Here is a 21933-nt window from a genome sequence, read left to right as displayed (position 1 = left end):
CCTTGCGTGACGGCGTCCATCGATCTCGAGCCGGTCGGTTTCGACTCGATCGACGCAATATTTCAAGATGATCTCCGCGCGGCCTTTCGCGTCTTTCGGCGTTCGGCCGGCGTCATCCTCTCCTCCGCATCGCCCTTGCGCCCGGCGCTGCCGGCGGACGAAGCCTTGTCGCATGTCTGCCGGATAGCGCTCGCCGCAGACGAGGCGACGCTCTCCAACGACGCCGCGCTCGATTTCTTCGCCGCGCATTTCCGGCCGTTTCGCCTGCGCGCGCCTGGATTCGTCACCGCCTATTACGAGCCGGTCGTCGAGGCGCGCAAAACGCCGGACGCCGAGTTCGCGACCCCCGTTCCGGCGCGCCCGGCCGATCTCGTCACGCTGAATGACGCGCCGATCCTCGGCGAGGCGGGCGAGACGCTCACCTCGGCGCGGCGCCGGCCAGACGGCGGCCTCGAGCCCTATCCCGACCGCCGCGCCCTGGAGGAAGGCCCGGCGGACATTCGGCCACGGCCGATCGCTTTTCTGCGCGACCGGGTCGAGCTGTTCCTGATCCAGGTGCAGGGCTCGGCGCGCTTGCGCTTTCCCGACGGGCGCGAATTGCCGCTCACTTACGACGGCCGCAACGGCCGCCCCTATACGTCGATCGGCCGCCTGCTGATCGAGCGCGGGCTCGTGCCGCCGGGAGACATGACGCTCGATCGGCTGAAAGCCGAGATTCGCGCGCTCGGTCAGGATGACGGCGCGCCCGGAGCGCGGCTGATGCAGGAGAACCGCTCCTATGTGTTCTTCCGCGCCGATTCCTCGCCCGAGCGGCGCGATGGGCCGATCGGCGGCCAAGGTTGCGCGCTGACGCCGCTGCGCTCCATCGCCGTCGACCGCTCGCTGTGGAGCTACGGCCTGCCTTTCTGGATCACGGGGACTCTGCCCTGGCGCAGCGCGACGCCGGAGCCTTTCGGGCGGCTGATGATCGCGCAGGATACGGGCTCGGCGATTCTCGGGCCCGCCCGCGCCGATCTCTTCTTCGGCGCCGGGGAGCGGGCCGGGGCGCTCGCCGGCCTCGTCCGCCACGGCGCCGAATTCACCGTCCTGCTGCCGCGGGGAGCGGGCGGCGATGACTGACCCGCCGCGCGAATCGCGTCGCTCGCGTTTTCTGTCTCGGGACGAGATCGAGCTCTGGAACAAGGTGACGGCGGATGTGCGGCCGGCGCGGGGTCGCCGCCGCCGCCCGGCGGACGAGCAGCCCGCCGATTGTCCCGAGACTAAGAAGGGCGCCGCGGCGCCGGCCGCGCCCGCCCCGCCGCCGGCCGAGAAGAAATCGCGTCCGCGGCCCGCGCCGCCGCCGGCGGAGATCGATCACCGAACACGCACGAAATTGCGCCGCGGCCGGCTCGAGGTGGAGGCGAAGCTCGATCTGCACGGTTTGCGTCAGGCGGAGGCGCAGACGGCGCTCTATGATTTTCTGCGCCGCGCCCAGGCGGCGGGGGCGCGCATGGCGATCGTGGTGACGGGCAAGGGCGTTCGCAGCGAGGAAGGCGGCGTGCTGCGTCGGCTCGCGCCCATTTGGCTGAGCTCGCCGGCCATGCGCGATCTCGTCGTCGGCTATGGCGAGGCGGCGCGCCATCACGGTGGCGAAGGCGCGCTCTATGTGCAGATCAGGCGCCCGCGCGGCGCCAAATAGCGAAGCGAGAGCCCCCCTCCCTGGATCGTGTCCCAGCGGGAGAGGGAGCAGGCTCCGCGTGAACCAAATCAGCCGGAAGCCGTCTCAATTCGCCGCCACGGCGGCGATATAGAGCGCGCGCGCCTGCGGCGCCGCGACGCCGCGCGGGCCGAAGACGTCGCGCTGCAGAAAATGCCCCGTCAGGCGAAAGGCCTCCACGAGCGCCCCCGCATCGGCTCCCGCCGGCGCTGGCGCGCGCAGAAAGGCCGGATAAGGCAGCAGCCTGTCCTGCCAGGGCGCGGCCGCCGCGCGGGCCACGGCGCGGCCGGTCTTGGGCGACACAAAGGCGAGGTCCGTGGTCTCCCCCGTCAGCGCGCAGCGCTCGAGATCGAGGCCGAAGCCGAGCGCCGCCAGCAACGACAGCTCGAATCGCGCCATCAGCGCCGGGGCGACATCGAGCGAATCGAGCCGATCGGCGATGACCTCCGCCATGCCGAACAATTCGCCATGCGGATCGCGCTCCGGCAGGAGGCGCAGCAGCGCGCAGAGATGGCCGACGCCATGCAGGGCGAAGGCGCGATCGATGAGCCGCGCTGCGCGCGAGCGCACCGGCTCCACGGCGAAGGAGCCGAGGTGCTGCTCGATCCGCGCCCGCCACAGCGCCTCGACGCTATTGCCCGGCTGCAGCACGGAGCGCAGCGCGCGCCCGGCGCCGCCGCGCACCAGCCCCATATGGCGGCCATGCGCGCGCGTCATCAGCTCCAATATGATCGCGGACTCGCCATGGCGCTTGACGCCGATGACGAGCCCTTCGTCCCGCCACTCCATTCGCCCGTCACAGCTCGGAGAGATTCACATCCGACGTGTATTTGAAATCATAGACGTCCTTGGTGATCGCCTGACCGCAGATCACCTTCCCCTTGGTCGCGTCGAAGGTGAGCGTCGGCGAGCCATAGAGCGACCAGCCCAGGCTCAGCGCCTCGGTGACGCGCTTGCAGAACTCCACATCGTCGGGACCGGTCAGATAGCGATAGACGGTCGATCTCTTGCCTAGCGTAGCGGACATTGTGACGCCTCGAATGATTGCACGGAATAGTTGCGCGAGATGGTTGCGCAGCTCGACGCGGCCGGCGGGCGATTCGCCCGGGCGCTTCCGCCGTCATCCTCGCGCCGGCGGCCTGGCGCAAGGATTTTCTCTCAGCGCCGCCCGGCGCTCAGCAGCCGCAGCACGAGCCAGATCGGCACCACGATGATCGCGCCGGTGATCACATAGCCGAGGACGGTGTGGACCGCCCCGAAGCCGAGCGAGGAAATGCGGTCGAAAAAGCGCCGCGCGCCATGGACGAGGTCCATGGGCTCGATCTCGAGCCACATCAGCAGCGCGCCGACGACGAGCGAGACGAATAGCAGCTTGACGAGCACTTGCAGCGGCGAGCCGCCGAGAAAATCATGGATTTGGCTATTGGAGGCCATGCGCGTCCTTCGGTCTCGATTGCGCGGGTCAGAGGCTCTCGCCCTGTGGAGCCTCCTCGCGGAAGAGCTTCATCATGCGCCGCAGGAATCTTTCGGTAAAGGAGAGCGCGCGCTCGAGCTCCTCCTCTCCGGGCAGACCCTTGCGCGCCGCCGCCTCCGCGCCGGCGCCGCCGGGAAGCTTGGCGCGCAATTCGGCGTTCTCGCGAGCGAGGCGCTCGATCTCGGCCTGCAGCGCGGCGCGCTCCTCGGCGGCGACGCGGCAGACGGAGAGCCCGCCCTCCACCGTGCAGAAGGAGACCGCGCCGCTCTGCTTGTCGAGCCGCAGCAGTCCGCCCTCGGCCGGGCTCATGGCGAAGCGGCCGGCCTCGCTCTGGGACGGCTCCGCCGCGGGGGCTTCGGCCCGCGCGCCGCCGGCGGCGAGGAGAACAGCGAAAAAGACGAGGGAAATGACGCGCATCGGCTCTGACCAGGTTCAGGAGGCCGCCCCTCGAGACCCCGCTCCGATGTGGCGAGCCGCGCCGAGCGCGTCAATAGGGGGCGCAGCGCTTCTCCCTCAGCGGCCGCTGCGCGGCCGCGAATAGACGCCGGTTCGGCCGCCTTCGAAGCGCCGCGACAGGCCGCCCCGCGGCGTGACGGCGAGCTCGAGCCGATCGAATTTCATCGGATCGTCCATGCTCGCCTGGAATTTCGAGACGATGAGCGTGACCACATCGCCCTTGCGCGACCAGCAGCCGGAGGCGAGCTCATCCAGCGCGCCATAGGCGAGCATGTAATCGAAACGCCCGTCCGGACGCAGCAGCAACTCGGAGCCGACCTCCATCACGCCGCTCAGATAATAATGGCCAGCGAGCGAAGCGTTGGCCGTCTCGCATTCCGCCGCCCGGGTGGCGGCGCCCGAAAGCAGCGCAGCCGCGAGACAGGCCGCGCGCAACGATCTCACTGCGCGTTCTTCATCGCGGAGGGCAGCATCGCCGGGTCCTCCTCGATCAGCTTCTCGAGGCTGCGATTGTCGATCGGCTTGGCCGCCGCCGTCGAAACCGGCCGCGCCTCGAGGCCGGTGCTCGAGGAGAGCCATTCGCGCCATTGCCCAGGGCTGCCGTTGAAGGTGTTCTGGTCCACGGCGACGGAGATTCCGGGCACATGGCCGTCCGACCGATATTGCCAGAAGGTCCATTTGCGGTCGCCGTAGCGCACCGCCGGATGATATTTCGTCGAGCGCACCCAGATCGGATATTCCGCCAGCGCGCCGGAATGCAGGATCGCCTGATAGAAATCCACCGAGCTGTAGATGATCGGCTTCTTGCCGTAATGCCGCTCCAGATCCTCGAGCATGACGCGCATGTCGCGCAGCACTTCCTCGCGATAGAGCGTGCGCTTGCAGCTCCGCGAGGTCGGCGTCGCCTCGACGTCGAGAACCGGCGGCAGCGCGTCCGGCTCCACGGGCACGACGGATTTGAAGAATCCCGTCTCCTCGTGCGGCGGCCGGCACCAATAGACGAAATGATAGGCGCCGCGCGGCACGCCGGCCGCCTTGGCCGCCGCCCAATTGCGCTGGAATTTGGAGTCGAGCGCGTCGCCGCCCTCGGTCGCCTTGATGAAGGCGAAGCCGACGCCGGATTCCTTCGCCGCCTGCCAGTCGATGTCGCCCTGATATTTGGAGACGTCGACGCCATGCACCGAGAATTCGGCGCTGCGCGTCGCCGGATAGGCGTGCAGCTCCGATTCCGGCACCGCATAGGCGAGATAGGTCGGGTCCTTGCGCGCATTGACCAGCGGCGCGCTGGTCGCAAAGCGCGGACGGGCGCTGTAGGACGGGTCGATCGCGCTGCCGCATCCGGCGAGCGCGGTGGAGAGGAGAACGGCCGTAGCGGCCGCAAAAATATCGTTCGATCGCATTGCGTGAAAATATCCCGCAAGCCGGTAACGAAGCGTTAATTCCCCGAGCCGCGCGCGATTCGCCGCGCGACTCAGCCGAGACGGAACCATAATGTCGCTATGCCCAGAAAGGAACCATAACCGACGACATCGGTGACAGTGGTGACGAAGGCGCTGGAGGAGATCGCTGGATCGACCTTCCAGCGCTCGAGCAGCATGGGCACGAGAATGCCGCCCAGCGCGCCGGCGGCGAGATTGGTGAACATGGCCATCGCCATCACCGGGCCGAGCCCGACACTCTGGAACCAATTGGCCGCGACCAGCCCCGTGATCAGGCCGAAAGTCGCGCCGTTGAAGGCCCCGGTCGCCAGCTCGCGCAGGATGATGCGGAGCGCGTTGGAGCGCGAGAGCTGGCGCGTCGCCAGCGCCCGCACCGTGACCGTCATCGTCTGCGTCGCCGAATTGCCGCCCTGGCTCGCCACGATCGGCGCGAGCACGGCCAGCGCCACCATCTGCTGAAGCTGCGATTCGAACGCTTTCAGCACGCTCGCCGAAATGAAGGCGGTGCCGAGATTGATGAGCAGCCACAAAAAGCGGCTCTTGACGATCCACCAGAAGCTGTCGGTCAGCTCCTCATGCGGATTGACGCCGCCGAGCGCCTTGATCTCCTCGGAGGCCGCCTCCTGAATGACGTCGACGACGTCGTCGATGGTGATGACGCCGACGAGCCGCTCCGCCTCGTCGACGACCGGAACGGAGACGAGATTATAGCGCTCGAAGAGCCGCGCCACCTCCTCCGTGTCGTCGCCGAAGTGCACGCGGCGGCGGTCCGCCTGCATGATCTTCTCGACCGGCGTCTTGGGATGGGCGCGCACCAGCGCGTCGAGAAAGACGGTGCCGAGCAGGCGATAGGCCGGATCGACGACGAAGACCTCGAAGAAATTGTCCGGCAGCTCGTCCGGCTCGGTCTCGCGAAAGAAATCCAGCACCTCGCCCGCCGACCAGAAGGGCGGCACGGCGATGAGCGTCGTCTGCATCAGGCGGCCGGCCGTGCCCTCGGCGGCCTCAAGCGAGCGGCGCAGCACGATGCGCTCTTGCGCCGGCAGCGCCTCGAGGACCTCCGCCTGCTCCTTGGGCTCCAGCGTCTCCAGAATGGCGACGGCGTCGTCGCTCTCGAGCTCGCGCATCGCCTCGGCGAGCGTCGCGACCGGCAGCTCCTCGAGAATATCTTCTCTCGTCGATTCGCCGACCTCGGTCAGAGCGGCGAAATCGAACTCGTCGCCCATCAGCTCGACGAGGCGCGGGCGCTCCTCATGGTCGAGCAATTCGAGGAGCGCGCCGAGGTCCGCCTCGTGCAGCGGCGAGACCAGCTCCCTCACATGTCCAGAGTCGCCCTCGGCGATGGCGTCTTCCACCGCGGCGACGAAATCGGCGCGCGGCTCGCCCGTGTCCTCGTCGCGAAAATTTCCTTCCGCAGGCGCCGATTTTTCATGGTCTTGCGACATATGGGGCCCTGATCGATGCGCGAGGGGGTCCGCCCGGCCGGCGAGACCGGGACAAGGGCTCCCCATAGCGCGCCGCGCCGGGAAAGCAAACCGCCGATGCAATTTCTTTCGCCCCGCCTTCGCCTTCTGTCGATTCTGCTCGCGCTCGGGCCGTCCGCCGCCGGCGCCGCCGAATGCGGCCCGCAAGCGCTCGGCGTCTCGCGAACCATGGCGATCGACGGAAGCGAGCGGCTGGCGCTCGGCCTGCAGACCTATCCGCGCACGCTGGCGCTCGCCGATCGGGAAGTGGTGCTGACCTTCGACGACGGCCCAGCCCATGGCGCGACCGAGCGCGTGCTGGACGCGCTGAAAGCCGAATGCGCGCGGGCGACCTTCTTCCTCGTCGGCTCGCATGCGGCGGAAGCGCCGGCGCTGGTTCGGCGCATCGTCGCCGAGGGCCATAACGCCGGCCATCATTCCTACAGCCACCCCGCCCGCACGCTGCGGCTGATGAGCGAGGATGCGGCGCAGGCCGACATAGAAAAAGGCTTCCGCGCCGTCGACGCCGCCGCTGGCTTTCCGGCCGGCGAGCCCTCGCCGCATTTCCCCTTCTTCCGCTTTCCCGGCTTCGCCGACACGCCGGAGTTGGTGCGCTGGCTGGAGGATCGCGACGTCACGGTCTTCGGCGCCGATCTCTGGGCCTCGGACTGGCAGGAGATGACGCCGCGCGCCGAGCTGGAGCTGGTGATGGCGCGGCTCGAGGCGGCGCGGAAAGGCATTGTGCTGTTCCACGATCCGCGCCCCTCCACGGCGGCGATGATGCCGGAGTTTCTGCGCGAGCTGAAAGCGCGCGGCTTTCGCCTGGTTCACATCGTCCCCGGCGAGGGGCCAACGCCGATCGTCCATGCGAAGCCCGGCTGGACCTCGGCGACCGAGGCGATCATCGCCAAGACGCTCGGCCCCAAGGGCCTGCGCAGCGAGCCGCAGGAGGAAGGCCGGGGGGTGAAATCGCAGTGATTAGCGGGGCTTCGCGCTTTCTCAGATCCGCCCGCGGTCGCAGGCGTAGAAGCCCTTTGCGCCCCAGCAGGGCCCGGTCTTGTAGACATTGCCGAGATCGCGGTCCTTGAGCCGCGCGGTCCACACCCGGCCCTGGCGCAGCTTTATGGTCAGCGGCCCCTCGTCGATCTCGAAGATCACTTCCTTGTCCTTGTCGCGCAGAATGCGGCAGGGCTTGGCGATCACCACGCGGCCGTCGAGCTTCACGAAGCAGCGCGCCTCATATTCGTCGAGCCCGGTCGACGGCGTGGACGCCGGCTCGGAAGACGACGGCGGCTGGGTCGATGGCTCCTGGGTCGATGGCTCCTGGCTCGGCGCCGGCTCGACTGCTTCCGCCTGGACCGTCGGAGCGGGCGCGGAAGGCGAGGCCGCGGGCGGCGGAGCAGGGGACGGAGCCGCGGTCTGCTCCGTGAGGAGCGGTATGGCGAGGGGCGCGACGATCGGCGGCGCCTTATCGAAGGAGGTTCGCGGCTTGGCCGAAAACTCCCCGAGCGCGGAGGCCGGATAGCCGAGATCGCCCGCGCCGGCCGTCGTCGCGAGGCCGACGCCGAGCGCGGCGCCGAGCAGCGGGACTCTCACGCTCATGCCCTTTGTCTCCTCGCCCGGCCGCCGCGGGGATCGGCGGCCGGCCTCTCGTCGTTCGGCGCGGATCGCCATGCGTTTCGCCTCGATGGGCCTTCGTGGGAAGAAGCATGCCCGACCCACGGCGCGTCTCGCCTGACTATCCTGCGGAACGCGAAGGCGTTTTTCTTGCGTGAGCGTGACGGCGAAAAAGGGCGCTTGTTCGGCGCCGAAAGGGCCGGCCCGTGTCGCGATTGCGTAAGCGCCGAGCCGATGAGCGCGACCGGCCCGCTCCGAAATGGACTCCGGTTCGGCGGAGGCGCGCTAAAACAACGCCATACAGGCGGCGCTCGCCCGCGCTTATCCGCGCCGGCGGGACGAAAAAGGTCGGCGGCTCAGGCCGAGGCGGCGGGCTTGGCCAATTGCGCGGCGCGGGTCGCCTGCTCGCGGCTCGGCACCATGACCCAGGCCTCGCCGTCCAGCACCACCTTGCCGTCGACGAGGCATTCGCAATGCAGGCGCGCGCGGCGGCCCTTCTCGATCAGCTCGACGATCTCGACGACGACATGAATCACGTCGCCGATCTTGACCGGGGCGCGGAAATTCAGCGTCTGCGACAGATAGACCGCGCCCGGACCCGGCAGATACATGCCGATGACGGTCGAGATCAGCGAGGCCGTGTAGAGCCCGTGGACGATACGCTCGCCGAAGCGCGTCTTGCTGGCGAAATGGTCCGACAGATGGATCGGATTGCGGTCGCCGGAGAGATCGGCGAAGGCGATGACGTCGTCGTCCATGACGGCCTTCATCAAGGTCTCGCGCATTCCGATGGCGAGGTCTTCGAAATAATAGGTCTTGAAGGGCGTCGACATGGATCCGGTCACCGGCCTTTGGCGCCCAGGCGGCAGAGGCCGCTGGGCCGTTTCCCCATCTACCACACCAGAAACGGCGCAAATGCAACCGGTTTGACGCCTGCGCCGGCCAGAAGCGCGGCCATTGCGGCCGCGTTTAGCCGGCGTTCCGGCGGCGGGTAGAGCTCGTCGCGATGCACGCCCTCGGTCAGAAACAGCGAATCGAGGCCGGCGCGGGAAGCTCCCAGCAAATCCGTGGCCACGCCGTCGCCGATGGCGAGAACGCGTCCGGCCGGCGGCGCCGCGCCCGCGAGCTCGGCGATGCGGGCGAGAGCGGCGGCGTAGATGGGCGAATGCGGCTTGCCGGCCATCACCACCTCGCCGCCCAGCGCCGAATAGCGCTCGGCGAGAGCGCCGGCGCAATAGACGAGCTCCCCGGCGATGCCGACGACAATGTCCGGATTGGCGCAGAGCATGGGAAGGCCGCGCGCGCGCATGAATTCCAGCGTCCTCGCATAATCGTCGGGCGTCTCGCGTCTTTCGTCGATGAGCCCGGTGCAGACGACATAATCGGCGTCGGCGAGCGGAACGCGGCGGAATTTTCCGCCGAGCAGGCGGTCCGCGGCCTCGAACAGCCCATTGTCGCGCGGCGGCCCGAGATGGTGACAGGCCTGACCCTTTCGCCCGACCATCTGCTCGAGCGTCAATTGGCCGGCGCTGACGAGATCGTCATAGGCCGCGCGCGGCAGGCCGAGCCCGTCGAGCTGCCGGCCAACCTCCTCGCTCGGCCGCGAGGCGTTGGTGACGAGCGCCACCCTGCCGCCCTGCGCGCGAAAACGCTCGAGCGCCGCAGCGGCGACCGGAAAATGCGAGCGGCCGTCGATGAGCACGCCCCAGACGTCGCAGAGGATCGCGTCATAGCGATCGGCGAGCTGCGCCAGGCCGGCGATCTGCGGGATCGACATATCAGAACCGCGGCTGCGCGAAGGCGGCGGCATGGGCCTGCGGCGCGACCTGCGAGAATTCGCCCGACGCCTCGTCCAGCGCCAGCAGCCTGCCGTCCATCACGCCGAAATAGGCGCCATGCAGCGAGAGATAATGGCGCTGCTCCAGCGTCGCGATCCACGGGAAGCTGCGCAGATTGGCGACGCCCTGCTTGATCGATTCGAAGGCGAGCCGCTCGACATAATCGGGCGTCACCGGATCGGGGATGGCGCCGGCGCGCTCGGCGGCCGGGGCCAGCAGCTTGATCCAGCTGCCGATGAAATCGCCGGAAGAGAGCGGCCGCGTGTAGGGATCGGCCTGGCTCTCCGCATAGGCGCGCACGCCGCCGCATTGGGCGTGGCCGAGGATGACGAGATGATTCACCTTCAGCGCCATCACCGCATATTCCAGCGCGGCGGAGGTGCCGTGATATTGATTGTCCGGCGCATAGGGCGGCACGAGATTGCCGACGTTGCGAATGACGAACAGCTCGCCCGGACCGGCGTCGAAGATCGCCTCCGGCGCGACGCGCGAATCGCAGCAGCCGATCACCATCGTCCGCGGCTTCTGGCCATCCGCCGCCAGCTCGTGGAAACGCTGCTGCTCGCCGCGAAACCGCCCCGAGAGAAAGGTCTCGTAGCCTTTCGCGAGATGGGCGGGGAGAACATCGCCGGGCTGATCGATCGGGCCGGCATCGGTCATATTCGCTCCTCGTGACGGCCGGCGATGGCGCGCCGACGGCCGCTCCTTTATTGTGGAGCGCGACCGACGAGGCAAGGGGAGAAAAAGAGAGCCATGATTTCGCGACCGCGACGCAGCGTGCTGGCCATGCCGGGTTCCAACGCCAGAGCGCTGGAGAAGGGCAAGACGCTCGCAGCCGATGTGCTGATGTTCGAGCTCGAGGACGGGGTCGCCGAGGCCGCCAAGGAGGCGGCGCGCGAGCAGGTCGTCGCCGCGGTGAAGGGCGGCGGCTATGGCTCCCGCGAGATCATCGTGCGCGTGAACGTCTTTGATTCGCCGTGGTACGCCGCCGATATTGCCGCCGTCGCCGCCGCGGGGCCGGACGCCATCGTCGTCCCCAAGGCCAATAGCCGCGAGGATATTCTGCGCGCCGCGCGCGACATGAAAGCCGCCGGCGCCCCCGCCCACACCACGCTCTGGGCGATGATCGAGACGCCGCGCGCGCTTTTCGACATAGAGAAGATCGCCAGCGCCGCGCAGGAGGCGCCGCTCTCCGCCATGATGCTGGGGCCGAACGACATCGCCAAATCGACGCGCGCAAGGCTGACGCCCGGCCGGCCGGCGCTGGTCTCCTGGCTCTCCGCATCCGTGCTCGCCGCGCGTCTGCACAATGTCGATATCATCGACGGTATCTACAATGATTTCAACGATCTCGATGGGCTACGGCGGGAGGCGGAGCAGGGCCGCGACCTCGGCATGGACGGCAAGATGCTGATTCATCCGGGCCAGATCGCGACCGTCAACGAGGTCTTCGCGCCCTCGCCGGCCGAGATCGAATTCGCGCGCAGAATCGTCGAGCTGTTCGACGCGCCGGAGAATGCGGCGATCGGCGTCGCGCAGATCGACGGCCGCATGGTGGAGCGCCTGCATCTCGACGGCGCGCGCCGCACGCTGGCGCTTTCGGGCGCGACGGCCTGACGCGTCGTTTCGAGCGAAGCGGAAGCGCCCCTGTCCCGCTTGGCTGGCTATCGGATTCGCACTTCGCGAGACACTGCGGCCGTCATGGCCGGGCTTGTCCCGGCCATCCACGCCAAGCAGCTGAGAAACCGAAGGAAAGCGCCCGCTATCGACGGATTCATCCCACCGCGGGCGCCGCCGGCGCTTCGGTGTCATGCCAAACTTCTTAAGACGCCTCGGCGTCCTGGCGTGGATGGCCGGGACAAGCCCGGCCATGACGTCGCGGGGGCATTCAATAGCGCGTAGCGGGGGGAGGGGCGCTTCCCTGCCCTGCGCTCGCGTCGCCGCGAGTCCGGCGGTCTGAAATTCCCGGCGCGCCGTGGCTGGAACGAAACGGCGGCTGTTTCGCGGAATGGCCGCTTCCTCTATAAGGGGCTGCGGCGAGGAGCCCCCAGCACATGGCGCAGCACGACAAAGACCCCGCAGCGGATAGCCACGAGGCCACGGAAACAGCGGCCGGAGACGTCTGGACGACGACGAGCGTCGATCATCCCGTCGAGTCCGAGCCCACTGAGCCGCAAGCAAATTCGGCGCCCGTAGGCGAGGTCGCGCCTGCGCCGAGGCCGCGCCGCAAGAATTGGCACCGCTTCACCCTCTTCGCGGCGACGCTCGGCCTGCTCGCGACGGCGGGAGCGATCGCCGCCTATCGCTTCCGCGACAAGCACGAGAAGCTCGCCGCCTTCGCCGCTGTCGTCGACGAGACGTTCGCGCGGCCGGAGAGTCTCGTCTCGGCGCTGCGCGAGAATGTCGTGAAATGGACCGGCAAGGCGGCGAAACCCGCCGAGACCGCGAAAACCACGGCGCCGATCGATCGCGGCGAGATCAGCGCGACACCGGCTCCCAAGCCGGCCCCTGTCGAGGCGAAGCCGCCGGAGCCCGCCCCGCCGTCGCGCTCGGGCGACCGCGTCACCTGGTCGTCGCCTGCTCCCGCCCCTGCGTCGGTCGCCCCTGCGCCGGTTGCGGCTCCCGAGCCGCCAGCCAAGCCGGTAGCGGCTGCCAAGCCCGCCGCTGCGCCGTCCAGCGAGCAGACCGAGGCGCTGGCGCGGCGCGTGGACGAATTGGAGCAGATCGCGCGCTCGGCTCTGGCGCTCGCCGAACAGGCCCGCGCCAGCGGCGAAGCCCCTCGCGCGGAGCTGAAGCTGCCCGACCAGAAAGTCCAAGAACCAAAGTTGCTGGAACCGAAATTGCGGGCCGTCGAGGACAATGTCAGCGGTCTCGAAGGCCGCATCGACTGGCTCTCCGATCGGCTCGACGAGCTGCGCGAGAAGCTCGAAACCTCCAAGAACGAGAGCCGCGTCGCGCGCGAGGCCGAAGCGGCGCCGCCTCCTCCGGTCGTCGTCGCGCCCCCGATCGTCGCGCCGGAGGAGACTCCCAAGGGCCCCAATCCGGCGACGCTGGTGGTGGTCGCGCATTCGCTGCAGCGGGCGCTGGACCGGGGAGCGCCCTTCGCCTCCGAATATGCCGTGCTCTCGACTCATGGCGCCGATTCGGAGGCGCTGGCCGCGCTCGCCCCTTCGGCCGAGAAGGGCGCGCCCGACGCGCGCGCGCTTCGCGCCGCCTTCCATCCGCTGATTCGCAAGCTCGAGGCCTCCGCGGAGCTGAAGCCCGACGCGCCGCTCGCCGACCGCCTGCTGCAGGGCGCCTCCAAGCTGGTGAAGGTCCGCACCAGCGCGGAAAAGGAAAAAGCCACGATCGGCGACATCGCCGTGAAATTGGAGGCGGCGCTCGATCGCGGCGAGATCGACGCGGCGCTCGCCGCTTTCGCCGAGTTTCCCGACGACGCCAAAGCCGTCGCGCGCGAGTGGGAAGAGGCCGCCCGCCGCCGCGTCGAGGCCGAGAAAGCGGCGGCGTCCATTCTGGCGGGCGCGCTGGACGCGCTCGCAAAATCCAAGAACTGAGCGGTGTTTCGGAAAAAGCGGGACCATTTTTCCGATGATAATCCGGCCGGAACAAAAAATTCCGCGCAGACGCGCTCAGAGCGTTTGCAGCCGAAGTGGACGCCGGTTCGGCGTTGGAAGCGCGTCAAAACAAAAGCCTGGAGTCTTTCCGAGTTTCCATGAAGCACGAAAAGACTCTAGAGCCGAGGCGAGGATCTACGACCCATGATTCTGCTGCTCATTTTCATTGCGGCGCTGGCCGCACTGTCCATCGGCCTCCACTGGCTCATCGAGCAGCCCGGCTCGATCACGCTCGACTGGGGCGGCTATCACATAGAGACCTCGCTCGTCGTCGGCGCGGGCGCGCTGATCGCGACGGTCGCGGCGATCATCTTCGCCTGGGCGATCATCGTCTATTTCTTCCAGGCGCCCGCCCGCCTGAAGCAGGGCTCCCGCGCCAAGCGCCGGGAAAGAGGCTTTCAGGCGCTCTCGCGCGGCATTGTGGCGGCCGGCGCCGGCCATTTGGCCGAGGCCAAGCGCGCCGCCAAGGAAGCGGTCAAAAATCTGGAAAAGGAGCCGCTGACCTATCTGCTGCGCGCGCAGGTCGCCCAGCTCGAGGGTGATCGCGTCGGCGCCGAGACCGCTTTTCACGAGATGACGCAGCTCTCCGAAACGCGGCTGCTCGGCCTGCGCGGCCTGCACATAGAGGCCAAGCGCCGCAAGGACGACGAGGCCGCGCATCATTTCGCCGATCGGGCGCATCAGCTCGCGCCGCTGCCCTGGGCCGGCCATGCGCTGCTCGAGCATCATGGCGCGCAGGGCGATTGGGAAGAGGCCCGCGTCGCCGTCGAAGCCAATCTGAAGGCCAAGGCCATCGATCTGCCGACCGCGCAGCGCCTGCGCGCCGTGGTCGAGACCGCCATGGCGCTGGAGAAGCAGGCCGAGCATCCGAGCGAGGCGCTGCATCTCGCCCGCCAGGCGGCAAAGCGCGCGCCCGATCTGGTGCCGGCCATAGCGCTGATCGGGCGGCTGCTCGCCCGCCATGGCGACAGCGCCAAGGCGCTGAAGCTGTTGGAAAAGGCCTATGCCGAACAGCCGCATCCCGATATCGCCGAGGCGTTTCTCGAGACGGCGCCGAGCGAGTCCAACGCCGAGCGTCTGGCGCGCGTGAAGAAATTCGCCTCCTCGGCCTCCCATGCGCCGGAATCGGGAATCCTCGTCGCCCGCGTGGCGCTGGCGGCGCGTGATTTCGCCGCGGCGCGCAAGGCGCTGGCCCCGCTCGTCGCCGAGGGCAAGACGCCGACCGCCCAGCTGTGCCTGCTGATGGCCGAGCTGGAAGACGCCGAGAACGGCCCGAGCGGGCCGGTGCGGGAATGGTTGGCTCGCGGCTCGCGCGCGCCGCGCGATCCGGCCTGGATCGCCGATGGCGTCATCTCGAGGCGTTGGGCGCCGGCGTCGCCGGTGACCGGCAAGCTCGACGCCTTCGTCTGGGCGACGCCGCCCGAGCCCCTGCGCGCCCCGACCGAGGACGCCCGCGCCGATATTCCAGCGGCTTTTCTGACGCGCCCCGAGCGGCTGCTGGAAGCCAAGATCGAGGAAGAAAGCGCGGCTGTCTGACGCGTTTTTGCGAAGACGCAGGCGCCCTCTCTCACCCGCTCGCGGGGAGAGGGGGAACGCGCCGAACCGTTCAGCCGGAAGTCGTATGAGACGAGCTCACTCGTCCTCGCAGACGACGCGCCGCTCGCGCCGGCTGACGCCATAACCCTCGTCGAGCGGCACTTCCACCTCCTTGCACAGCGCCTGCGGCGAACGGGCGCGGCGCGCATCCTTTTTCTCCGCCGCATCCTCGTGCAGGAAAGGAAGCCAGTCGAACAATGAAAATTCGAGCGCCTTCGATTGGGCGCTGGCCGCCGCGAGGCCGGCGCCGACAATGAACGCGAACAACAGAGGCTTCTTCATGAGATGCGGCTCGAAACAGGCGTCGAAGCGGGAGGAGGCCGAAAGCTCGGTTGTCTTAGTGGAAGCGCGGAGGGACGGCAATGGTTCACGCCAGAGTCGCGACGGGATATAAGCGCACGCGGTAAACGCCGAAAGGGCGGGAGTCGGCGATATGGCGAAGAGCGGAGCAACCACTGGCGACGAGGGCGGCGGCGACGCCGTGCCGGTCCAATTGCGCACGGCGCTCGAGGAGCGCTATCTCACCTATGCGCTGTCGACGATCACCGGACGCGCGCTGCCGGATGCGCGCGACGGGCTGAAGCCCGTGCATCGCCGCATTCTCTACGGCATGCAGATGCTGCGCCTCGATCCGAACACGCCGTTCAAGAAATGCGCGAAGATCGTCGGCGATGTGATGGGCTCCTTCCATCCGCATGGCGATCAGGCGATCTATGACGCGCTGGTGCGGCTCGCGCAGGATTTCTCCTCGCGCTATCCGCTGGTCGACGGGCAAGGCAATTTCGGCAATGTCGACGGCGACGCCGCCGCCGCCTATCGCTACACGGAAGCGCGCATGACCGCGGTGGCGCGGCTGCTGCTCGAGGGCATAAACGAGGACGCCATCGACTTTCGCCCCAATTATTCGGGCGAGGAGCAGGAGCCGGTGGTGCTGCCGGCGGCCTTCCCCAATCTGCTCGCCAATGGCGCGCAGGGCATCGCCGTCGGCATGGCGACCTCCATTCCGCCGCATAATCTCGGCGAGCTCTGCGACGCGGCGCTGTATCTGATCGCCCATCGCGACGCCAATGCCGAGCAATTGCTGACCTTCGTGCAAGGGCCCGATTTTCCGACCGGCGGCATTGTCGTCGATCCGCGCGCGCAGATCGTCGAGACCTATCGCACCGGGCGCGGCTCCTTCCGCCTGCGCGCCCGCTGGCACAAGGAGGAGACGGCGCGCGGACAATGGGTCGCGGTCGTCACCGAGGTTCCCTATGGCGTGCAGAAGTCGCGCCTCATCGAGAAGCTCGCCGAGCTGATCGTCGAGAAGAAGGCGCCGCTCGCCGGCGATGTGCGCGACGAATCGGCCGAGGATGTGCGCGTCGTCATCGAGCCGCGCACGCGCGCCGTCGATCCGGCGTTGATGATGGAGACTTTGTTCAAGCTCTCCGAGCTGGAGGTGCGTTTCCCCGTCAATATGAATGTGCTCGTCGACGGCGCCGTGCCGCGCGTCGTCTCGCTGGACGAGGCGTTGCGCCAATGGCTCGACCATCGTCGCGAGGTGCTGGAGCGCCGCTCGCGTCATCGTTTGGCGGAGATCGTGCGCCGGCTCGAGGTGCTCGAGGGCATGATCATCGTCTTCCTCAATCTCGACGAGGTGATTCGCATCATCCGCGAGGAGGACGAGCCCAAGCAGGCGTTGAAGGCGCGCTTCGAGCTCTCGGATCTGCAAGCCGACTATATTCTCGACACGCGGCTGCGCGCTCTGCGCAAGCTGGAAGAGATGGAGCTGCGCAAGGAGCATGACAAGCTCGGCGTGGAGAAAAAGGAAGTCGAGTCGCTGCTCGCCGATGAGGGCAAGCAGTGGAAGGCGATCACCACGCAGATTCGCGAGCTGAAGAAGACGATCAACGCCGACGCCAAGCTCGGCAAGCGCCGCACCACCTTCGAGGATGCGCCCGAGGCGACCGACATCGATCTCGCCGAGGCGCTGATCGAGCGCGAGCCGATCACCATCGTCGTGACGCAGAAAGGCTGGATACGCGCGTTGAAGGGCCATGTGGCCGATCTGACGCAATTGCAGTTCAAGGGCGACGACGGGCTGGAGACCTCCTTCTTCGCGCAGACGACATCGAAGATTCTGGCGCTCGCCTCCAATGGCAAGGCCTATACGCTGGACGCCGCCAAGCTGCCGGGCGGGCGCGGGCATGGCGAGCCGATGCGGCTGATGGCCGATATCGACGAGGATGCGGCGATCGTGAAGGTGCTGCCGCAGACGCCGGACGCGCTGCTGCTGCTGGTCGCCGACGACGGGCGCGGCTTCATCGTCTCGCAGAACGATCTCGTCGCGACGACGCGCAAGGGCCGCGCGGTCTTCAATGTCGAGCCGCCGTTCAAGCTGAAGGTGGTGACGCCAGCCGACGGCGACCATGTCGCCATCATCGGCGAGAATCGCAAGCTTCTGGTGTTCCCCCTCGCCGAGGCGCCGCAAATGGCGCGTGGCAAGGGCGTGCGTCTACAGCGCTACAAGGACGGCGGCGTCGCCGACGCCAAGGTTTTCGCGCTGGCGGATGGGCTGACCTGGATCGATTCGTCGGGGCGCACCTTCACCGTGGACAAGCGCGAGCTGAAAGAATGGATCGCCCATCGGGCGGAGGCGGGGCGGCTGCCGCCGCGGGGGTTCCCGAAGAGCAATCGATTCGGGGGGTGAGCTCGGCTCCTGGGTCAGCGTGGCATTTGATTGGCGGCGCTGCCGCAACTCGCCTTAATCACCGGGCTGCTTTCCCACGGCCGGAGCCATCCGTAGTGCCACGAGCCGTTCGCGCAATACATCCCGCGATGGACGGGGACCGATAAGTCGCCGCCTTTTACATCAGGTATCGGGTTGTAATACGTGCCCAGCGGCGCCGCGAATAGAGGCGTCACGCCAACAAGCGACAGGCCAAGCGCAATTGGAGCCAGGAGCTTGCGCATTGTGCTCTCCATGTCTTGTCACACCTCTCCATGTTTTGTCGCACACGGGTCGGTAACCCGATCCACTCGCGATGGTTCCAATATTTACGGCTCAGCGTGGCAATGCGCGTAATTCGAGACGCGGCCTTCGGCCGCTGAGGGAAGGTCGTGGCGCCGACGTGTGTGGGCTCCTACAGCCCCGGATCATGCGACTCGTCGATGATCTGATCCATCGTCAGCGCCGGCTCGGCGGTGCCCACATCGCCGATGACGCGCGCCGGGACGCCGGCCACGGTCTTGTGCGCCGGCACCGATTCCAGCACCAGCGAGCCCGCCGCGACGCGGGCGCGCTCGCCGATCTCTATGTCGCCGAGCAGCTTCGCCCCCGCCCCGATCAGCACGCCATGGCGCACCTTGGGATGGCGCGCGCCGCCCGCTGTGCCGGAGCCGCCCAGCGTCACCCCATGCAGCATGGAGACGTCGTGCTCTATGACGCTGGTGGCGCCGATCACCACGCCGGTCGCGTGATCGAGGAAGAAGCCGGCGCCGATTCGCGCCTGTGGATGGATGTCGGTCTGGAATTTCGCCGAGGACAGGCTCTGCAGCCAGAGTGCGAGATCGCTGCGGCCGGAGCGCCACAGCGCATGGGCGAGCCGATAGCTCTGGATCGCGTGGAAGCCCTTGAAATAGAGCGCTGGCTCGAGCAGACGCGTGCAGGCCGGGTCGCGGTCGAAAACGGCCATCAGATCGGCGCGCAGCGCGGCGCCGAAGGCCGGATCGCGCGCCATCTGGTCGAGGCAGAGGCGCTGGATGACCGCCGCCGGCAGATCCGGCCCGGCGAGGCGCTGGGCGATGCGATGCGCGATGACGCCCTCCAGGCTGTCCTGCGCGAGAATCGCCGCATAGAGGAAGGCCGCCATATTCGGCTCGCGGGTCGCGGCGGTCTCGGCCTCGGCGGCGAGGCGGGCGAACAGCGGATCGACGCCGGAAAGGGCGACGAGCTGGGCCGGCCCGCGGTCATTCGCCATGGCTGTCGCTCCGTGTCGCTGGCCGTCCTTCGGCCTATTCCCGTTGCGCGAGGAAATCGAGCACGGCCTGCTTGAACACACGATCGCCGACGGCGCGATTATGGTCGCGGCCGGGAATATCGACGACATGGGCGTCCGCGAACAGCGGCTCGAGGGGATGTGGATCGCCGGCCACCTCGTCCCGCGTGCCGACGCAGATCAGCACCGGAATCGCGATCTTCGCGAGCCGCGCGCGGTCGATGATCTGATTCGGGCCGCGCGCGCAGGCCGCCAGAGAGCGAAGATCGCCGCGCGTCGCCTCGGCGAAGCCGCGGAACATTTTGAGCAGAGGATCGTCGATATCCTCTATGCGCTCGGCCTCCATGGCCTCGGGGAGGCCGCGCGGCAGGCCTGTGGTCACGAGATTGGCGCCGATGCCGCCGAGGATGAGGGAGCGCATCAGCTCCGGATGGTCGAGCGCTAGCGTGACGGCGATGCGCGCGCCCATGGAATAGCCCATCACATCGGCCCGCTCGACCTCGAGATGGCGCAGCAGCGCGGCGACGTCCCCGGCCATGAGGGAGAGGTCATATGCGGCCGGCTCGTAGATTTTTTCGGACCTGCCATGGCCGCGATTGTCCAGCACGATGACGCGCCGCCCATCCTCGGTGAGCGTTTTGACCCATTGGGGGAAGAGCCAATTCACGGCATGTGTCGAGGCGAAGCCGTGAATGAGAACGATCGGCTCCAGGCGATCCTCCGTCAGCGGCGGAAAATCGATATAGGCGATCTGTGCGCCGGTCGACCCGAACTCGTCCATCATCAATCCTATTTTATTACATTCAAGGAGCGTTGGCATCAGGATCGTCGGTAATTATCGCAGCCTTAGGGCGGCGCAAGCGTCTCGCGTCGCGAAATATCTTCCTATTGCCAAGCGGCCTCGTAGCCGCTAAACGACCACCTCGCCGGTTCGACGCGTCCTTTGGGCGCAGAGCGGACCGCGGGCGCCCGTAGCTCAGCTGGATAGAGCACCAGACTACGAATCTGGGGGTCAGGAGTTCGAATCTCTTCGGGCGCGCCATTTCCCTGTCAAATCGCCGACACCTCACGCCGATTCGGTCTCCGGCGACGGACAGCCCGTCCGAGGCCGGGTGCGACCATAGGCCCTTGCGAACGAAGTTTCGCCGAATCGTGATCTTTTTTTTGCGAACGCCTCGAAGCGTCCGAGCCGTCTGGTTCGAGCGCGATCTGCGGCGCGGCCCGGATTTTTCGCGCGCCCGCCGATTCGGACTCCCCGTCGACGCGGCGATGCGACTCGCCGCGCAATAATGACCTGAGCCGGCTCCCTGTCCTATGCGGCGGAGACGCCGTCCGTCACGGATAGGAGAAGTTGAAGCTCTCCGAGAAGCCGTCCGGCAGGCTGAAGAAGGAGTTCGTCGATGTGGCCGGCGGTTCGAGAACAATGCCGGACGCATTCACGAAATTCAGCGTGTCGCTGCCGCTGACGGTGAATGTCGTCGGAACGCCATTCGCCGACACGACTCCCGACCAGCTCAGATTCTCGCTGACGACCAGATTATAGGTGTTCGTCTGCACCGCGCCGCCATTGGCGGGGTGATAGGCGATGTTCGCGGCGATCGCGCCGCTGAAGCTCGCCGAGGTCTGTCCCGCAGAATAATTGACGCTCGCGGCGTTCACGGTCAAAGCGATCAGAAAATAGCCATATCCGGGGAAGGTCGCCTGCAGCGTGATGATCGAAGCGGAGCCCGAGACGCTCTGCGAAACGACGGTCGGCGTCACACAGCCCCAAACGCAAAATCCGCTGGCGAACAGCGCGCCCACTGCGCCGCTGGCGGGATTGGACGGATCGAATGTCACTCCGGAGGATGCGGCTCCATTGCTCGCCGCGGCGTGGGCGGCCGCATTTTGCGCCGCCACGACCGCCGCGATCGCTTGCTGGGTGTGCGTCGCGACCGTCTGATTATTCGTCTGGGCGCGGCTCTGCGCTATGCCGGCGCCGCCCCAATGCGCGCCGATCGCGCCGAGTCCGGCCCAGGGCGTGCGGTCGGGCTCGCGAATAACGCCGAGATGCGCGATCGCCTGCGCGTCGCTCGGCAGGGCGCCGAGGCTCGCGCCCCCGGTCTGGCCGGGCAGGCTGGCGAATTGCTGGTCGAAACCTTCTATGGCGGCTTCCCCCGCTGGCGCGGGATCGGAAATGTCGCCGCTTTCCGAGCCGACGAACACGCCATAGCCCGGGCGGGTCAAACGCAGCATTCGGCCTTTGGCCGTGACGATGGTGGCGACGCCGTTCAGCAGCACGATCTCGTCGCAGCCGCCCGCGGATTGCGCCATCTCTCCGCAATCGCCGCCGACGCGCACCAGCACCATGCCGCCGCGCACGCCGATCGTCGCCGATGGCGTCTTGATCTCCATGCCGGCGCCATGGCTCACCTCGCCGCCGATGAAACGCAGCGCGCCCTTGGCGATGGACAGGCTCTGCTTGCCGGCGCCGGCCGTGGCGTCATAGACGAAGCGATCGATCGTCACCGAGCTGTTCGCGCCGACGCCGAGCGTCGATTTGTCGAGAAAGACGATTTGCGCGCGGCCGTCCGATTTGGTGTCGATGCGCTCGCGGTCGACGACTCCGGCGCCGAGCGCCAGTCCTTTGGACGCGCCGCCGGGCGGCGTTCCCTGCGCCGCCGGATTGACCGCGCCGACATTGCCGACGACATCCGCGCGGACATTCGTCGTACCGAGGCATAGAAGCGCGAGGAGCGCGATGGAGGGCGGATTTCGCATGGC

At 67.8% G+C, this 21933-nt stretch carries 23 protein-coding genes and 1 tRNA gene; 8 read left to right on the top strand and 16 right to left on the bottom strand.

From position 1 onward, the window contains the following. Positions 1 to 6: 6 nt before the first annotated feature. Both mltA and AC6IY7_RS07560 read left to right on the top strand, forming a co-directional pair. A complete protein-coding gene (mltA, locus tag AC6IY7_RS07565) occupies positions 7 to 1119 on the top strand; it encodes a murein transglycosylase A (RefSeq protein WP_497782447.1) in 1113 nt (370 codons plus the stop codon). After that, positions 1112 to 1678, top strand: a complete 567-nt coding sequence (locus AC6IY7_RS07560; RefSeq protein WP_497782446.1) for a Smr/MutS family protein — start codon at positions 1112 to 1114, stop codon at positions 1676 to 1678. Before mltA ends, AC6IY7_RS07560 begins: the two co-directional genes overlap by 8 nt. A gap of 84 nt (positions 1679 to 1762) precedes the next feature. On the opposite strand, the gene recO is transcribed toward AC6IY7_RS07560, so the two are convergent. From recO to mgtE, 7 genes are all read right to left on the bottom strand, one after another. Then, the gene (gene recO, locus AC6IY7_RS07555) at positions 1763 to 2485 is read right to left on the bottom strand and encodes a DNA repair protein RecO (protein ID WP_497782445.1); all 723 of its coding nucleotides are present in this window, start codon (positions 2483 to 2485) and stop codon (positions 1763 to 1765) included. A 7-nt stretch (positions 2486 to 2492) separates the two neighbouring features. Then, complete coding sequence (locus AC6IY7_RS07550; protein WP_497782444.1) at positions 2493 to 2723, bottom strand: DUF1737 domain-containing protein; 231 nt, start codon at positions 2721 to 2723, stop codon at positions 2493 to 2495. 131 nt (positions 2724 to 2854) lie between these two features. Then, positions 2855 to 3130, bottom strand: coding sequence for a DUF6460 domain-containing protein (locus AC6IY7_RS07545; protein WP_497782443.1), 276 nt, complete (start codon positions 3128 to 3130; stop codon positions 2855 to 2857). Positions 3131 to 3158: 28 nt separating this feature from the next. Then, on the bottom strand, positions 3159 to 3587 hold the full coding sequence (locus AC6IY7_RS07540) for a hypothetical protein (protein WP_497782442.1): 429 nt from the start codon (positions 3585 to 3587) through the stop codon (positions 3159 to 3161). Positions 3588 to 3683: 96 nt separating this feature from the next. Beyond that, the gene (locus tag AC6IY7_RS07535; RefSeq protein WP_497782441.1) at positions 3684 to 4070 is read right to left on the bottom strand and encodes a hypothetical protein; all 387 of its coding nucleotides are present in this window, start codon (positions 4068 to 4070) and stop codon (positions 3684 to 3686) included. Further along, positions 4067 to 5026: a glycoside hydrolase family 25 protein gene (locus AC6IY7_RS07530; RefSeq protein WP_497782440.1), complete on the bottom strand. Its 960-nt coding sequence runs from the start codon at positions 5024 to 5026 to the stop codon at positions 4067 to 4069. Before AC6IY7_RS07530 ends, AC6IY7_RS07535 begins: the two co-directional genes overlap by 4 nt. A 71-nt stretch (positions 5027 to 5097) precedes the next feature. Continuing rightward, positions 5098 to 6510: a magnesium transporter gene (gene mgtE / locus AC6IY7_RS07525; RefSeq protein ID WP_497782439.1), complete on the bottom strand. Its 1413-nt coding sequence runs from the start codon at positions 6508 to 6510 to the stop codon at positions 5098 to 5100. A 96-nt stretch (positions 6511 to 6606) separates the two neighbouring features. On the opposite strand from mgtE, the gene AC6IY7_RS07520 reads away from it, so the two are divergent. Next, the gene (locus tag AC6IY7_RS07520; protein ID WP_497782438.1) at positions 6607 to 7506 is read left to right on the top strand and encodes a polysaccharide deacetylase family protein; all 900 of its coding nucleotides are present in this window, start codon (positions 6607 to 6609) and stop codon (positions 7504 to 7506) included. A 21-nt stretch (positions 7507 to 7527) separates the two neighbouring features. On the opposite strand, the gene AC6IY7_RS07515 is transcribed toward AC6IY7_RS07520, so the two are convergent. The 4 genes from AC6IY7_RS07515 to AC6IY7_RS07500 all read right to left on the bottom strand — a co-directional run bounded on the left by AC6IY7_RS07515 (position 7528) and on the right by AC6IY7_RS07500 (position 10643). Then, positions 7528 to 8130: a hypothetical protein gene (locus AC6IY7_RS07515; protein WP_497782437.1), complete on the bottom strand. Its 603-nt coding sequence runs from the start codon at positions 8128 to 8130 to the stop codon at positions 7528 to 7530. Positions 8131 to 8501: 371 nt separating this feature from the next. Then, a complete protein-coding gene (locus AC6IY7_RS07510; protein ID WP_024878034.1) occupies positions 8502 to 8978 on the bottom strand; it encodes a MaoC family dehydratase in 477 nt (158 codons plus the stop codon). Between the two features lie 59 nt (positions 8979 to 9037). Then, complete coding sequence (locus tag AC6IY7_RS07505; protein WP_497782436.1) at positions 9038 to 9922, bottom strand: TIGR01459 family HAD-type hydrolase; 885 nt, start codon at positions 9920 to 9922, stop codon at positions 9038 to 9040. 1 nt (position 9923) lies between these two features. Then, complete coding sequence (locus AC6IY7_RS07500) at positions 9924 to 10643, bottom strand: carbonic anhydrase (RefSeq protein WP_497782435.1); 720 nt, start codon at positions 10641 to 10643, stop codon at positions 9924 to 9926. 93 nt (positions 10644 to 10736) lie between these two features. On the opposite strand from AC6IY7_RS07500, the gene AC6IY7_RS07495 reads away from it, so the two are divergent. From AC6IY7_RS07495 to AC6IY7_RS07485, 3 genes are all read left to right on the top strand, one after another. Further along, complete coding sequence (locus AC6IY7_RS07495) at positions 10737 to 11600, top strand: HpcH/HpaI aldolase/citrate lyase family protein (RefSeq protein ID WP_497782434.1); 864 nt, start codon at positions 10737 to 10739, stop codon at positions 11598 to 11600. 437 nt (positions 11601 to 12037) lie between these two features. Next, a complete protein-coding gene (locus AC6IY7_RS07490) occupies positions 12038 to 13537 on the top strand; it encodes a COG4223 family protein (protein ID WP_497782433.1) in 1500 nt (499 codons plus the stop codon). 204 nt (positions 13538 to 13741) lie between these two features. After that, entirely contained in the window at positions 13742 to 15133 is a 1392-nt protein-coding gene (locus AC6IY7_RS07485; protein WP_497782432.1) for a heme biosynthesis protein HemY, read from the top strand. Positions 15134 to 15229: 96 nt separating this feature from the next. Here AC6IY7_RS07485 and AC6IY7_RS07480 read toward each other — a convergent pair whose 3' ends face one another. After that, a complete protein-coding gene (locus AC6IY7_RS07480; RefSeq protein WP_497782431.1) occupies positions 15230 to 15475 on the bottom strand; it encodes a hypothetical protein in 246 nt (81 codons plus the stop codon). A 151-nt stretch (positions 15476 to 15626) separates the two neighbouring features. Between AC6IY7_RS07480 and parC the strand changes: the two genes are divergently transcribed. Beyond that, positions 15627 to 17882 (top strand): DNA topoisomerase IV subunit A, encoded by a 2256-nt coding sequence (parC, locus tag AC6IY7_RS07475; RefSeq protein WP_497782430.1) that lies wholly within the window; start codon positions 15627 to 15629, stop codon positions 17880 to 17882. Positions 17883 to 17896: 14 nt separating this feature from the next. Here parC and AC6IY7_RS07470 read toward each other — a convergent pair whose 3' ends face one another. The 3 genes from AC6IY7_RS07470 to AC6IY7_RS07460 form a co-directional block, all read right to left on the bottom strand. Further along, complete coding sequence (locus AC6IY7_RS07470; RefSeq protein ID WP_497782429.1) at positions 17897 to 18145, bottom strand: hypothetical protein; 249 nt, start codon at positions 18143 to 18145, stop codon at positions 17897 to 17899. 170 nt (positions 18146 to 18315) lie between these two features. Then, positions 18316 to 19152, bottom strand: a complete 837-nt coding sequence (cysE, locus tag AC6IY7_RS07465) for a serine O-acetyltransferase (protein WP_497782428.1) — start codon at positions 19150 to 19152, stop codon at positions 18316 to 18318. A 34-nt stretch (positions 19153 to 19186) separates the two neighbouring features. After that, a complete protein-coding gene (locus AC6IY7_RS07460; protein WP_497782805.1) occupies positions 19187 to 19951 on the bottom strand; it encodes an alpha/beta fold hydrolase in 765 nt (254 codons plus the stop codon). A gap of 184 nt (positions 19952 to 20135) precedes the next feature. Here AC6IY7_RS07460 and AC6IY7_RS07455 point away from each other — a divergent pair. Continuing rightward, positions 20136 to 20212: transfer RNA gene (locus tag AC6IY7_RS07455), tRNA-Arg, on the top strand. Positions 20213 to 20505: 293 nt separating this feature from the next. Here the strand turns inward: AC6IY7_RS07455 and AC6IY7_RS07450 are convergent. After that, positions 20506 to 21930 carry a FecR family protein gene (locus AC6IY7_RS07450; RefSeq protein WP_497782427.1) on the bottom strand — a complete coding sequence of 475 codons (1425 nt, stop codon included), beginning with the start codon at positions 21928 to 21930 and terminating at the stop codon, positions 20506 to 20508. Between the last annotated feature and the right edge of the window lie 3 nt (positions 21931 to 21933).

The organism is Methylosinus sp. is20ea, assembly GCF_059718135.1.
The sequence above is the reverse complement of the archived record's forward strand: the minus strand, read 5'-3'. Positions and strand labels throughout refer to the sequence as shown.